The 13,518-nt window shown below is 71.0% G+C and carries 13 protein-coding genes; 8 read left to right on the top strand and 5 right to left on the bottom strand.

The window, feature by feature from the left end; genetic code table 11:
- Positions 1-34: 34 nt before the first annotated feature.
- A complete protein-coding gene (locus tag J7E87_RS08905) occupies positions 35-337 on the bottom strand; it encodes a zinc-ribbon domain-containing protein (protein ID WP_215091814.1) in 303 nt (100 codons plus the stop codon).
- Positions 334-2,688, bottom strand: a complete 2,355-nt coding sequence (locus J7E87_RS08900; RefSeq protein ID WP_215091812.1) for a HEAT repeat domain-containing protein — start codon at positions 2,686-2,688, stop codon at positions 334-336. The genes J7E87_RS08905 and J7E87_RS08900 overlap by 4 nt, the downstream gene beginning before the upstream one ends.
- 114 nt (positions 2,689-2,802) lie before the next feature.
- Here J7E87_RS08900 and J7E87_RS08895 point away from each other — a divergent pair, with 114 nt between their 5' ends.
- The 5 genes from J7E87_RS08895 to J7E87_RS08875 all read left to right on the top strand — a co-directional run bounded on the left by J7E87_RS08895 (position 2,803) and on the right by J7E87_RS08875 (position 7,476).
- Positions 2,803-3,603, top strand: coding sequence for a nuclease-related domain-containing protein (locus J7E87_RS08895; protein ID WP_215091810.1), 801 nt, complete (start codon positions 2,803-2,805; stop codon positions 3,601-3,603).
- Positions 3,604-4,111: 508 nt separating this feature from the next.
- Positions 4,112-4,630 (top strand): toxin-antitoxin system HicB family antitoxin, encoded by a 519-nt coding sequence (locus J7E87_RS08890; RefSeq protein WP_215091808.1) that lies wholly within the window; start codon positions 4,112-4,114, stop codon positions 4,628-4,630.
- Positions 4,631-4,769: 139 nt separating this feature from the next.
- Positions 4,770-5,612 carry a DUF4097 family beta strand repeat-containing protein gene (locus J7E87_RS08885; RefSeq protein WP_215091806.1) on the top strand — a complete coding sequence of 281 codons (843 nt, stop codon included), beginning with the start codon at positions 4,770-4,772 and terminating at the stop codon, positions 5,610-5,612.
- Positions 5,613-5,686: 74 nt separating this feature from the next.
- Positions 5,687-6,688, top strand: a complete 1,002-nt coding sequence (locus tag J7E87_RS08880) for an ATP-binding cassette domain-containing protein (RefSeq protein WP_251017173.1) — start codon at positions 5,687-5,689, stop codon at positions 6,686-6,688.
- Positions 6,685-7,476, top strand: a complete 792-nt coding sequence (locus J7E87_RS08875; protein ID WP_215091803.1) for an ABC transporter permease — start codon at positions 6,685-6,687, stop codon at positions 7,474-7,476. The genes J7E87_RS08880 and J7E87_RS08875 overlap by 4 nt, the downstream gene beginning before the upstream one ends.
- On the opposite strand, the gene J7E87_RS08870 is transcribed toward J7E87_RS08875, so the two are convergent.
- Entirely contained in the window at positions 7,457-7,687 is a 231-nt protein-coding gene (locus J7E87_RS08870; RefSeq protein ID WP_215091801.1) for a hypothetical protein, read from the bottom strand. The two genes, J7E87_RS08875 and J7E87_RS08870, sit on opposite strands and share 20 nt — an antisense overlap.
- A gap of 46 nt (positions 7,688-7,733) precedes the next feature.
- On the opposite strand from J7E87_RS08870, the gene J7E87_RS08865 reads away from it, so the two are divergent.
- Positions 7,734-8,540: a nucleotidyltransferase domain-containing protein gene (locus J7E87_RS08865; protein WP_215091799.1), complete on the top strand. Its 807-nt coding sequence runs from the start codon at positions 7,734-7,736 to the stop codon at positions 8,538-8,540.
- 91 nt (positions 8,541-8,631) lie between these two features.
- Here the strand turns inward: J7E87_RS08865 and J7E87_RS08860 are convergent, their stop codons facing one another.
- A complete protein-coding gene (locus tag J7E87_RS08860) occupies positions 8,632-9,534 on the bottom strand; it encodes a DNA ligase (RefSeq protein ID WP_251017172.1) in 903 nt (300 codons plus the stop codon).
- Positions 9,535-9,771: 237 nt separating this feature from the next.
- Positions 9,772-10,662 carry a non-homologous end-joining DNA ligase gene (gene ligD / locus J7E87_RS08855; RefSeq protein ID WP_215091797.1) on the bottom strand — a complete coding sequence of 297 codons (891 nt, stop codon included), beginning with the start codon at positions 10,660-10,662 and terminating at the stop codon, positions 9,772-9,774.
- A 49-nt stretch (positions 10,663-10,711) separates the two neighbouring features.
- Between ligD and J7E87_RS08850 the strand changes: the two genes are divergently transcribed.
- Together J7E87_RS08850 and cbiE are read left to right on the top strand one after the other, a co-directional pair.
- Positions 10,712-11,929 (top strand): Ku protein, encoded by a 1,218-nt coding sequence (locus J7E87_RS08850; RefSeq protein WP_215091796.1) that lies wholly within the window; start codon positions 10,712-10,714, stop codon positions 11,927-11,929.
- Positions 11,930-12,261: 332 nt separating this feature from the next.
- Complete coding sequence (gene cbiE / locus J7E87_RS08845) at positions 12,262-13,512, top strand: precorrin-6y C5,15-methyltransferase (decarboxylating) subunit CbiE (RefSeq protein WP_308312881.1); 1,251 nt, start codon at positions 12,262-12,264, stop codon at positions 13,510-13,512.
- The last annotated feature ends 6 nt before the right edge of the window (positions 13,513-13,518 follow it).

The raw sequence follows: 13,518 nt of genomic DNA, 5'->3' as shown, positions 1-13,518 counted from the left end.
GCCGACGGGCCGTCAGCTCCGGCTCGGGTGTGTGTCAGTGCTGGTACGGCTGCTGCCCGGGCTGCTGCTGCGGCTGCCCGTACGCCTGACCGCCCGGCCCGCCGGCGCCCTGGAGCTGCAGTTGCTCCGCCTGCTCCTTGCTCACCTGCTGCTCCATGCCGCAGAACGTGCACTGCGTCGCGTACTTCGTCGAGAACGGGAACAGCGGCACGAAGAAGAGCGTGAACTTCGTGACGCGCTTCCTGAGCGTGTGCGCGGCGGGGTTTCCGCAGCGCCCGCACACCAGCGTCAGTATGGCCAGCTGGTAGAGGTAGCCCTTGGTGCCGAAGATGATCATGCTGGTCTCTCCCTCGTCAGTGCTCGCCGGCACAGGGCCAGCAGCTTCTCGTCCGTAAAGATGTCATGGCTGCCGTACCCGCCGTCGATCGCGTTATGACGTCGTACGGCCGCGAGCTCGTCGCGCAGGATCCGCTCCGCGCCCTCGGCCGTCAGCTGCGCCAGGCACTCGGCGATGGGGACCCGGGTGTTCGGGAGAGTCTCCCAGGCCGAGCGCAGCACCGGCCATGATTGCCCATGATCGCCCGTTGTCCGCCACAGCGCGAGCGCCGCGTCCACCCGGGTCCATGGCTCGGCCGCCCGCAGCAGATCACCCAGCGCCGGGGCGGCCTCCTTGCCCGCCGGCCCCAGCGCGCCGAGCGCCGTCGCCGCCGCCCGCCGCGCCCCGGAGTCCGGGCTGGACAATGCGGCCCGCAGCACCGGCAGTACGGGCCCGGCGTCACCCTCGATCGCCCACAGCGCGCCCGCCGTCCGCGCCGCGAGGGACGCCGAGAAGCCGGAGCCGACGCCCACGCAGCGCAGCAGCGCCCGCAGCTCCGGAACGGCCTCCCGCGCGCCGGGTCCGAACGCGGTCAGCGCCCGCAGCGCCGCCTCGGCCACCCACTCCCTGCGGTGGTCGGGCGCGCCCCGCAGCACCCGCAGAACCTCGGGCACCGCGTCGGCCGCCCGCAATGCCGTCAGCCCGTACAGCAGCGGTCCGGCCCGGTCGTAGAGCCGCTCGTCCAGCTCGATCTCGCCGAGCCGGTGGCGCAGCGCGGGCGCGAGCGAGGCGGCTGCCGCGCCCAGATGGTCCAGCGCATAGCCCAGATCGTGCGGCGCCTCGGGCAGCTCCAGCGTCCGCGCGAGCACCGGCACCGCGCGCCGGTCGCCGGCCCTGGCCAGCGCGGCGATCGCGCTGCCGAGCGTGGGCGGCCCGCCCTTCCACTCCCGCACCCAGGCTCCGGGCTCCGCGGCCACCCGCTCCGCCAGCGCGTCCGCGGCGGGGGCGGCGAGGCCGAACAGCTCCCCGAGCGCGTCGGCGGCCGCGTCCGCCAGCCGTTTCTCCGGGTCGGCGAGCTGCTCCCCGATCAGGCCGACCAGCTCTTCGTAGGCGCCGCGCCAGGTCCGCAGCAGCCCGCTGCTCATCCGTACGGCGTCGATCCGCTGCCCCCAGTCGGGGCTGCACAACTGGTCGGCGAGCAGGGCGATCCGGTCGTCGACGCGGTCGCCGAGTCCGGAGTGGAGCGTTCGCAGCAGATCCGCAGTCCAGGGCGCGCCGCGACCGGCCCGGTCGGCGTCGTGCATGGCGTGCATGGCCTGCATTTCGCGCGGCCGTCCGAGAAGCGTTGGCGTCGACGGGCGCTCGGGCACGGGTTCCGGGGCGGTGGCGGGGGGCTCCGTAGTGGGCGCGGTGGCGGGCGCGACGGGCTGGGCGACGGCTGCCGAGGGCTCGGCGCCGGGTCCTGTGGGTTCCGGGGCGGGCGCTGCGGGCTGAGCGCCGGGGCTTGCCGGTTCCACCCTGGGAGCCACCCGTTCCGTGACGGGTGCAGGCGGTTCCGGGGCGGGTGCCGCGTGCTCGGCGATGGAGCCTGGCGACTCCGTAACCCGGCCCGCCGCCTCTGTCGGCGGGCCGGCCGGCACCGGCTCGGCGCGCAGTTCGCGCAGCAGGCCCGTCACCCCCGGCACCACATCCGCGGGCAGCGCGTGCGGCGCGCACCGGGCGAGCTGCGCGAGCGCGGCCAGCCGCAGCCCCGGGTGGCTCGGCGCCCGGGTCAGCCCGGTGAACCAGTCCACCACCCCGGGCGCCAGCCCCGCGTGGCGCAGCGCGATCCGGCCCGCTGCCTCGACGCAGGCGAACCGCACCTCCGCGTCCGGCTCGACGCCGAGCCGCTCCCGCAGCAGCCCGAGCACCAGCTCGGGATCGTCGTGCAGGGTGGCGAGCGCGAGCGGCGCCGCCAGCCGCACGCCGCGGTCCTCCGCGCCGACCAGCGCGAGGAAGACATCCGCACCGGCGGTCACGGCGGACGAGGCCATCGCGTAGTTCGCGGCGTACTCGAACTCCTCGTCCTCCGGGTCGAGTTCGTCGTCGCCGTCCAGGTCGATGCCGCCGATGCTGGTCAGCAGCTCGACGATGCCTCCCCGGTCCTGGACCGCGGGATTCGCCACGAGTTCGAGGAGGAAGGGAATGCAGGCGAGAGTCGAGTCGTACACATCGCCCTGGTGGTGCACCGCTCCGTACATCGCGTCGAGCGCTGTCTCGCGCTCCGCAGGATCCGCGGACGCCAGTCCGAACAGCAGGTCCGGCACATCGTCCGCCGCCCCGTAGGCGTGCGCCAGTGATGCCCAGTCGACCTCGTCGATCCCCCCGAACACGCTTGCCCCCTCCCAAGAACCTTGCGCTTGGGGAGAGTGTGCACTACGGCTCCGGCTCGCGGGGTTATTGCTTCGAAGGGCCCGTGGCTGTTCCCATGGTCGAGGGGTGATGGCATGAGCGGACTGCGCGTCACGCCGGCACACAGGCAGGGCCGGGACCGGCTGTACGTCAGCCTCCCGGACGGCCGCGACGTCGCCTGGTACGACAGGGACAGCGGCCACGTCAGCCTGGTCTCCGAGCGCCACCGCGCCGATGTGCTGGCCGCCCTCGCCCCGTATCTGACCGGCGAGGTCTCCGTCGGACCGCCGCCCGTGCCCACCTCCGCGGATCTCGTCAGGCTGTCCCTGCACCCGGACGACGACCTCGCCCCCAACCGCCCCGGCGAGGCGCTCCACGCCGAGCTGGACCGCCTGCCCGCCACAGGCCGCTTCCGGCAGGACCCGCGCCGTGCGGAACTCGCCGCCCAGCAGCTGCTCGGCGACAGCCTCGACCGGCTCGAGCCCGCGGGCTGGCGGATCATTCACTCGGTGCCGCTGCCTGGCGCCGACCGCATCGATCATCTGGCCGTCGGCCCGGGCGGGGTGCTGGCCGTGCACACCCTGGCCGCCCGGCGGCTGCGGGTGCGGATCGCCGACCCGATGGTGCGGGCCGGCCGCGGCGTACGGGGCCCGCTGCTGCGGCTGACCCGCCGCCGGGCCGAGCGGGCGACCCTCGCTCTGACGGCGGCGGTGCGCCCGGTCCTCGCCGTGGTGGGGGCGGCGCGGCTGGATGTGCTGCCCGCGCCACCGGACGTACGGATTCTGCGGGAGGAAGAGGTGCCCGCACTGGCCAGGCTCGGCGGCGTACTGAAACCCGCGGACATCGAAGCGCTGTACGCGGCGGCGCGCGACCGCCGCACCTGGCTGCGCGCGTAACGGGGCCAAAGCCCTGGGAGTCGTGCAGACCGAGGCAGGACGTAGTTGCCTTTCGGCGGGTGCTGCACGATCAACGTCCATTGCTCATCGGTGAGTTGCCTGCGCGTCACAACCGTCTTCCTACCGGATCCACCCGGAGGGCGGATCCGGGTCGGCGCGTTTGATCACGACCTCACACATGCCCTGGCTGGGCGGGGCGGGCCCGATCATGCCGCCTCGGGTGGGCTCGGCCCAGCGGCGGATCGCGAGGCGGGGGCAGGCAACCCCCTTGTGACATCGCATGGCATCACATGACGTCGGGTGGCACGGCTTGGTGCCATCCGGTGTCGCCCGGCGCCACCCGGGCCATTCCACCCTATCGAAAGCATGTGAGCACACATGGCGCGCCACAATGACTCAGGTAGGTGCCAGTATGTTTGCGCAGGTCAGGGTGGTTGCGCCAGTTGCCGACCCAGAGATGTCACCTCACTGCTTGCGTGTGGAGCCATTGTGGTGCCATGATGGCGTCATGGACCTCACTCCGTATATCGACACCCTCCGCCGCGAACTCGCGGTGGCCGCCGAAGCCGGCGGCGACGAAGCCCGCGAGCTGGCAGAGAGGCTCACCGCTCCCCTGGAGTCGGCGGCCCGGCTGACCATGCTCAATGTGCTTTCCGCCGCGACGGACGAGATCACCCGCGAACTCGCCCCCGGCTCGGTCGACGTACGGCTGCGCGGGCTCGACCCCGACTTCGTGGTGACACCGCCGCCCACCGACGGCGGCGCCCTCGCGGAGCCGGCCGCGCCCGTCGAATCGCTCAGGACCCCGGCCCCGGCCGACGGCGACGAGGGCGGCACCGCCCGCGTCAACCTGCGCCTGCCGGCCCACCTCAAGGCCCGCGCCGAGGAGGCCGCGACCCGCGAGGGCCTGTCGGTCAACGCGTGGCTGGTGCGCGCCGTGTCGGCCGCGGTCGACGGCGGCACCCGGCCGCGTACGACAGAGAAGACCCAGACCATCGGACAGAGCTTCACGGGCTGGGTGCGCTAGCCGCGCCCGCGCCCCGCACCACTTCACCCGCACCACTTCACCCACACCACTTCACCCACACCACTTCACCCACACCACTTCACCCACAGCACGTCCCACCAGCGGGGACGTCCCAAAGACCCAAGAGGACGGGACAGCCATGCCTTCTTTCGACACTCCCGAACCGATCTCGGCCACGGCGCACGTGGAGGCCGGTTCCATCCAGTTCACCGCGGGCGACCGCCTCGACACCGTCGTCGAGGTGCGGCCCCGCGACCCCAAGCGGGACCAGGACGTACGGGCGGCCGACCAGACCGAGGTCACGTACGCGAGCGGCGTACTGACGGTCAGGACGCCCAAGGCCAATCTGTTCGGCCGCACCGGCACCGTCGACGTGACGGTCGAACTGCCCACGGGCTCGCGCATCGACATGACCGGCGCCTGGGCCCAGGTACTCGGCGAGGGCCGGCTCGGCGAGGTCCGCGTGAAGACCTCGTCCGGCGACGTCCGCCTCGACACCACCGGCCCGCTGCAGCTGACCGCCTCGCACGGCTCGATCACCGTGGACCGGGTCGAGGGCATGGCCGAGATCACCACCAGCTCCGGCAGCCTGCGCGTCGGCCTCGTCGACGGCCCCGCCGTCCTGAAGAACTCGCACGGCACCACGACCGTCGGCGCCGCGACCGGCGAGCTGCGGGTGAGCGGCGCCAACGGCGACATCGAGATCCGGCGCGCCGAGGACTCGGTCACCGCCACCACCGCACACGGCACCCTGCGCGTGGAAGACGTGGCCCGCGGCACCGTCCAGTTGGAGACCTCCTACGGCGCCATCGAGGTCGGCGTCCGCGAGGGCACGGCCGCCTGGCTCGACGTCAGCTCGGGCTCCGGGCAGGTGCGCAACACGCTCACCGCGTCCGAGACCCCGAAGAAGACCGAGGACACCGTCAAGGTCCGCGCCCGCACCCGGCACGGCAACATCGACGTCCGCCGCGCCAAGGCCTGAGCGCCTCCATAGCCCGCACCACCCTCAACTCGCCCACTCCCCCTGCAACTTCAGCCTTCGAACGGGAGGGTTCCATGGCTTCATCTGTCATGCCCACGTCCAGGCGGGGCGACGGTCACCCGTCGCCGGCCGCCGTCTCCACCGTCGGTCTGCGCAAGTCGTACGGCGACAAGACCGTCCTCGACGGCATCGATCTGCGTATCCCGGCCGGGTCCGTGTTCGCGCTGCTCGGGCCGAACGGTGCCGGCAAGACCACCGCAGTGAAGATCCTTTCCACGCTCATCACCGCCGACGGCGGGCAGGCCCAGGTCGCGGGCCACGACGTCGCCACGTCACCGGACGGGGTGCGTGCCGCGATCGGCGTCACCGGGCAGTTCTCCGCCGTCGACGGGCTGATCACCGGCGAGGAGAACATGCTCCTCATGGCGGACCTGCACCACCTGTCCAAGCGAGAGGGGCGGCGGGTCACCGCCGAGCTGCTGGAGCGGTTCGACCTCGTCGACGCCGCCAAGAAGCCCGCCCAGAGCTACTCCGGCGGCATGAAGCGCCGCCTCGACATCGCCATGACCCTCGTCGGCAAGCCGCGGATCATCTTCCTCGACGAGCCGACCACTGGCCTCGACCCGCGCAGCCGCCACAACATGTGGCAGATCATCCGCGAGCTCGTCTCCGACGGCGTCACCGTCTTCCTCACCACCCAGTACCTGGAGGAGGCCGACGAGCTCGCCGACCGCATCGCGGTACTGAGCGACGGCAAGATCGCCGCAGAGGGTAGCGCCGACGAACTGAAGCGGCTCATCCCGGGTGGGCACGTGCGGCTGCGGTTCTCCGACCCGGCCGCGTACCAGTCCGCCGCCATCGCGCTGCGCGAGGTCACCAGGGACGACGAGGCGCTGTCGCTGCAGATCCCCAGCGACGGCAGCCAGCGCGAGCTGCGCTCCATCCTCGACCGGCTGTACTCGGCCGGCATCGAGGCGGACGAGCTGACCGTGCACACCCCCGACCTCGACGACGTGTTCTTCGCCCTGACCGGCGCCACCAACGTGCCCAACCAGCCCAAGGAGGCAGTCCGATGAGCGCCCTCTCCCTCGCCGTACGCGACTCGAACACAATGCTGCGCCGCAACCTCCTGCACGCGCGGCGCTACCCGTCCCTCACCCTGAACCTGCTGCTGACGCCGATCGTCCTGCTGCTGCTGTTCGTCTACGTCTTCGGCGACGTGATGAGCGCGGGCATCGGTGGTGGCGGCGCCGACCGCTCGGAGTACATCGCCTACCTCGTCCCGGGCATCCTGCTGATGACCATTGGCGGCACCCTGGTCGGCACCGCGGTGTCCGTCTCCAACGACATGACCGAGGGCATCATCGCCCGCTTCCGCACGATGGCGATCCACCGCGGTTCCGTGCTCATCGGACACGTCATCGGCAGCGTGCTGCAGGCGGTCATCAGCGTGGTTGTTGTCGGTGCCGTCGGCGTGGCCATCGGCTTCAGGTCCACGGATGCCACGGTCCTGGAGTGGATCGCGGCGTTCGGGCTGCTCACGCTGTTCGCCCTGGCGTTCACCTGGATCGCGGTCGGCATGGGCATGGTCAGCCCAAGCGCCGAGGCGGCCAGCAACAACGCGCTGCCGCTGGTTTTCCTGCCGCTCATCTCCAGCGCCTTCGTCCCGGTCGACGCGATGCCGGGGTGGTTCCAGCCGATCGCCGAGTACCAGCCGTTCACACCGGCGATCGAGACCCTGCGCGGGCTGCTGCTCGGCACCGAGATCGGCAACAATTGGTGGATCACCATCGTCTGGTGCCTGGGGCTGGCCGTGCTCGGCTACTTCTGGTCCAAGTCGCTGTTCAACCGCGACCCGAAGTAGCGGGAGTAGGACCAGTCAGCAGCTTGAGGGCCGCGGCCCTCAGCTCGTCCTGCACCAGGGCGGCGTACTCCGACACCGCGTCGGCGTACGCCGCCCCGTCGGCGTTCTCCGCCGCCTGCCGGCCCGCGCCGCAGACATCGCAGCTGGAACTCGCTCTGCACCAGCAGCCGTTCGTGAAGACCGGATTGCGACGCCCTCTTGCGACGTGCATCGTTGTCCGCGCGCCAGCGCACAGCAGCGCAAGGCACAGTGACCTCATGAGCGAACGAGGGCTGGCCCACGACGGAACGATCGCACGCGAAGGCGTACTGGACCGAGTGCCGGCAGCATTCACCCCAGTCGTCGAGGCCGCCCGCACTCGTATCACCGAGACGTTCGACAGCGTGCGGCTGCACAGCGCCTACATCTACGGCAGCATCCCGCGCGGCACCGCCACACCCGGAGTCTCCGACCTCGACCTCCAGCTCGCTCTCCACCACGAGCCCACCGAAGCCGACCGGGCCGACGCCAAAGCGATCGAGGCCGCACTCGACCGCGCATTCCGCCAGATTGATGGCGTCGGCATCCTGCTCACCAGCACGCGCGCTCTGCTGAGCGACCTCGAACGCCACGATGCCGGGTTCTTCATCGCCTGCCTGTGCACCCCGCTGCTCGGTGCCGACCTCGCTGAACGACTGCCCCGTTACCGTCCTACAGCCCTCCTCGCCCGCGAAACGAACGGCGACCTCGCCCTCGCGCTGCAACGCTGGCACACCCGAGCCGCCGAAGCCGCCACGGATGCCGACCGCCAGACTCTCTGCCGCATCGTCGCCCGCCGCATCGTGCGCACAGGATTCACTCTGGTCATGCCCCGCTGGGGCGGCTGGACCAGCGAACTCAACGAGTCCGCCGAACTCTTCGGCCGCTACTACCCTGAGCGTGTAGACCAGATGCGCATCGCCTCGGCCAACGGCCGCACCCCCTCGGCCGATACTGCAGTACTCAGCATGCTCATCGACGACCTGGGCCCCTGGCTCGCCGCGGAATACACAGTCGTGCACGGCGAGAAAGCACCGCGCCCCTGAACGGCACCCTTCCCCTGGAATTCCCAACGTGAATCTGCACAGATTCCGCGAAGGCCGAGACCCCATGTCGCAGACACCACCTGCCCGATGCTCATCCATCGGACCGAAAACGTACGAAACGGGCGGTCTCGTGGCGTCCGGCGGTCTGGCGTAGTTCGACGAGGAAAGGGTCGGTGAGCATCCGCACGGGCCCGTGGTCCGGGTGGTCCGTCAAATCTTCCAAGCGACCGCGTACCAGCTCGGCGACCTGCCGTGACTGCGTTGCCGTCAAGCGCGGCGAGGTCTTCACGGTTCGATCATCGGGAAGCTGCACGAGAAGTGCATGTGGTCGGTCCACCGGGCCGAATACGCCGAGAAGCGTGCCATCCCGCGTATCGGAATGCCGGATCTTCCTCCAGGCCCAGGTTCCTCCTGCCCGATAGGGCGAGCTCAGTGTCTTCGCTACGATTCCTTCGACGCCCACGGCTCTCATGTCGCGAAACCAGACGTGGGCGGTTTCCTCGTCCAGCGTTGCCAGCACACGCTCGAGGGGTGGGCCGACGTCTTTCAGTGCGGCTCCGAGCAGCTCCCAACGCTCCTTGAGGGGCAGGGCCCTGACATCCCGGCCTGGAACAGCGAGGATGTCGAACGCGATGTAGGACACGGGGATCCCCGACCGCTCGCGATCACTGTGGGACCGAAGCAAGTCGGTGAAGCTCAATCGCCCCTCGCGGTAGGCGCACAATTCACCGTCCAGCACGATTCCGGGTGGCAAGTGATCTCGGAGGTATGCGGAAATCTCGGGGAATTCTCTGGAGAGGTCTCTTTGTGAGCGTGACTGCAAGAAGACCCTTCCGCCCTCGAGGATGAAGGCCAGGGCGCGGAAGCCGTCGAGCTTGAGGGAGTACTGAAAGCCCGCAGGCGTGCTGCCTTGCTCGGGGATCTCGTCCGCAGGCCGGGGGCGCATGACATCGACGGGTGGTCGCAAGGCTACTGTCGGCGAGCTCTCATCCATGCTGCCAGGTTCGACCAGCGTGACCCTCAGGGTAGGGAGAGGCTCGCCGTCCTCGTTGGCCTGTCACCGGGACAATCACTCGAGTTGGTAACGGATGGCTTCGGTGAGTCAGTCTCACGAGACATCTCAGAGTGTCCGGAGAACCGTCGGACTTCGGCTCGTACGCCGGCTCCCGCCCGCGCGGCAGGACGCTCACCGATTCGGCCGGCGCGACCTTCAGGGGCGGCCTGGGCGCGTTCATGGCAGCGGCCCGGCCGGCAGCCGCCCGGCCCCGCTGAGATCGATGAGCGGCTCGAGCAGATCCCCGTGCCTGTCGAGCCGTGGCGCGATGTCGCCGATCCGGAAGACGAGGTTCTGGTGCGCTTCGATCTCCTCCCAGGTGACGGGCGTCGAGACGGTCGGCTCGGTGCGGGCGCGCAGGGTGTAGGGGGCGGCGGTGGTCTTCGCGGCGGCGTTCTGGCTGTGGTCGACGAAGACTTTGCCGGGCCGCAGGGAGCGCTTCATCCGGTGCAGGATCAGGCCGGGCAGGGCGGCCTCGCCCTCGATGGCGATGCTCTTGGCGTACGCCGACACCTTCTCGGATGGGGTGGGCTCGACCGGCACCAGGACATGCAGTCCCTTTGAGCCCGAGGTCTTGGCGTACGCGTGCAGTCCGTCGGCCGCGAGCCGCTCGCGCAGCCAGAGCGCGACCGAGCAGCACTCGACGATCGTCGCCGGGGGCCCCGGATCGAGGTCGAAGACCATGCGGTCGGCCACTGCGGGCCTGGCCGCCTGCCACTGTGGCGTATGGAACTCCACCACCAGATTCGCCGCCCAGATCAGCGAGGCGAGGACCTCCACGACGACCTGCCGCGCGTTCTTGTCCTCCGAACGGGGGACGGCGACGGTCCGGACCCAGTCGGGCGTTCCCGGCGGTGGGTTCTTGGTGAAGAACAGCTGGCCGTCAGGCCCGTCCGGGTACCGCAGGAAGGACAGCGGGCGGTCGTGGAGGTGAGGGAGGATCGCCCCCGCCGTGGTGGCGTAGTAGTGCAGGATCTCGCCCTTGGCGGTCCCGGTGGCGGGGTGGATGACCTTGTCGAGATTGCTGAGCGCCAGGCGCCGCCCCTCCACCTCCGTGATCGGCGTCATACGATGAGAATCCCACGATTCCCGGAATTTCGTATGAAAGGGATGAAACGTGCGATCCATTTGGAACGGCGCGATCTCCTTCGGTCTGGTCAGCATTCCGATCAAGCTGGTGAACGCCACCGAGAACCACTCGCTGTCCTTCCGGCAGATCCACACCGCCGACGCCGGCCGGGTCCGCTACCGCAAGGTCTGCGAGCTGGAGGAGAAGGAAGTGCCCACCGCCGAGATCGGCAAGGGGTACGAGGACGCGGACGGATCGATCATCCCGATCACCGATGAGGATCTCGCGGCTCTGCCGCTGCCCACTGCGAAGACGATCGAGATCGTCTCGTTCGTGCCGGCGGAGCGGATCGATCCGCTTCAGATGGACGCGGCGTACTACCTGTCCGCCAATGGAGTCCCGGCCACCAAGCCGTACACCCTGCTCCGTGAGGCGCTCAAGCGGAGCGAGAAGGTCGCCATCGCCAAGTTCGCCCTGCGCGGGCGGGAGCGTCTCGGGATGCTGCGTGTCGTCGACGATGTGATCGCCATGCACGGGCTGCTCTGGCCGGACGAGATCCGCTCGCCGCAGGAGGCCGCCCCCGACACCGATGTGACGGTCCGGGAGGCGGAACTCGACCTGGCGGACGCCCTGATGAACACGCTGGGCGAGGTCGACCTGGATTCGCTGCACGACGACTATCGGGAGGCGTTGGAGGCGATGATCGCCGCGAAGGTGGAGGGCGGCGAGGCGGCTCCCGAGACCGCGCCGGACGAGGGTGCGGGCGGCAAGGTCATCGACCTGATGGCCGCGCTGGAGAAGAGCGTTCAGGCGGCGAACGAGGCGCGCGGGGAGGAGGAGGGTGAGGGGGTCGCCGAGGTCACCTCGATCAGGGGGCGGGGGCGGGGGCGGGCGGCGGCTTCGCCGAAACCGGCGGGCGGTTCGGGCGCGGGCACGGGCACGGGCACGAGGAAATCCACCGCGAAGGCGGCGAAGAAGACGGCGGCGAGCGCGAAGAAGACCACGGCGAGCAAGTCGACGGCGGGCAGGTCCACTGCGAGCAAGTCGACGGCCACGAAGTCCACCGCTGCGAAGTCCACGGCCAACAAGTCCACGGCCAACAAGTCCACGGCCAACAAGTCCGCGGCGACGAAGTCCACGGCGACGAAGTCCACGGCGACGAAGTCCACGGCGACGAAGTCCACGGCGACGAAGTCCACGGCGGCGAAGACGACGAAGAAGGCCGCGGCCAAGAAGGCGACCCCGAAGAAGCGCGCCTCGGCGTGAGGCCGACGGCGCAGCCCGCGCGCCCGGCGGCCCGCCCGCCGTGCCTCGCCCCTCGTTCACGCTCGGCGCGGCAGGTGGTCCAGCGGGGACTCCAGGCAGCCGGCGCGGCTCGGCCCCGACAGGCAGCGTCTGCGGCACGCCATGGCTCAGTTGCGTGTGCCCGAGGTCGCTGGTGTACGCGAGCGGCCCACGCTGCCGCGCCTGGTTCCCGGCCTTCGCCGCCTCACCGGCGCCTGAGCGGGCGCCCCGACCCGTCACCGGCACGGAGGGACGAAACGGCCGCCCAGTAGAGTGCGCCTTCGTTTCTCTCTCCGCTCCCGAGGTGTCCGTCCGTGAGTTCCGCGAGTTCCGCGTCCCCCAGCACACCGGCCGTGACCGTCGTAGGGATCGGAGCCGACGGCTGGGACGGAATTCCCGCCGCCTCGCAGCAGGCGCTCCTCGACGCCGACGTCCTCTTCGGGGGCCCGCGCCAGCTGGAGTTGCTGCCCCCCGCCTGCGCGGGTGAGCGGGTGGCCTGGCCCTCGCCGCTGCGGCCCGCCGTGCCCGGCCTGCTCGCGGCCCACGCCGGGCGCCGTGTCGCCGTGCTGGCCAGCGGCGACCCCATGTTCTACGGGATCGGCCGGGCGCTCACCGAAGTGCTGGGCGCCGGTGTGCCCCGGGTACTGCCGCACCCGTCCTCGGTGTCGTACGCCTGCGCGCGCCTGGGCTGGCCGCTGGAGGACACCGAGGTCGTGACGCTCGTCGGCAGGCCCACCGCGCGGCTCGGCGCGGCGCTGTACGACGGGCGGCGGCTGCTCGTCCTCAGCGCCGGGGCCGCGACGCCCTCCGACGTCGCGGCCCTCCTGCGTGAGTACGGGTTCGGACCCAGCCGGATACGGGTGCTGGAACAGCTGGGCGGGGAGCGCGAACAGCGGGCCGAAGGGACAGCCGACGCCTGGGATCTGCCGCCCGGCGATCCGCTGAACGTCATCGCCATCGACTGCCGCCGCGCGCCGGAAGCGCTGCGCCTCGGCGCCGTACCCGGCCTGCCGGACGCCGCGTACGAACACGACGGCCAGCTCACCAAGCGCCATGTGCGGGCCGCCACGCTCGGTGTGCTCGCCCCCGCACCCGGCGAACTGCTGTGGGACATCGGCGGCGGCTCAGGATCCGTCGCCGTCGAGTGGATGCGTACGCACCGCTCCTGCCGGGCCATCACGGTCGAGCGCGACCCCGCCCGGGCCGAACGCATCTCCCGCAACGCGGACCGGCTCGGGGTGCCGGGGCTGCGGGTCGTCACGGGCGCAGCGCCCGAGGCGCTCGCCGGACTGCCCACCCCGGACGCGGTGTTCGTCGGTGGCGGGCTGACCGTGCCGGGACTGCTCGAAGCGTGCTGGGAGGCGCTGCCCCCCGGTGGCCGGCTGGTCGCCAACACCGTGACGCTGGAGTCCGAGGCGCTGCTCGCCCAGTGGTACCGGCGGCACGGCGGCGAGTTGGTGCGGCTCGCGATGGCGTACGCCGTCCCGGTGGGCGGTTTCACCGGCTGGCGGCAGGGCATGCCCGTGACGCAGTGGGCGGTCACCAAGTCAGGAGACGAACGATGACCGGCT

This window comes from Streptomyces sp. ISL-1 (genome assembly GCF_018614585.1).
Lineage (GTDB): Bacteria > Actinomycetota > Actinomycetes > Streptomycetales > Streptomycetaceae > Streptomyces > Streptomyces maoxianensis.
The sequence above is the reverse complement of the archived record's forward strand: the minus strand, read 5'-3'. Positions and strand labels throughout refer to the sequence as shown.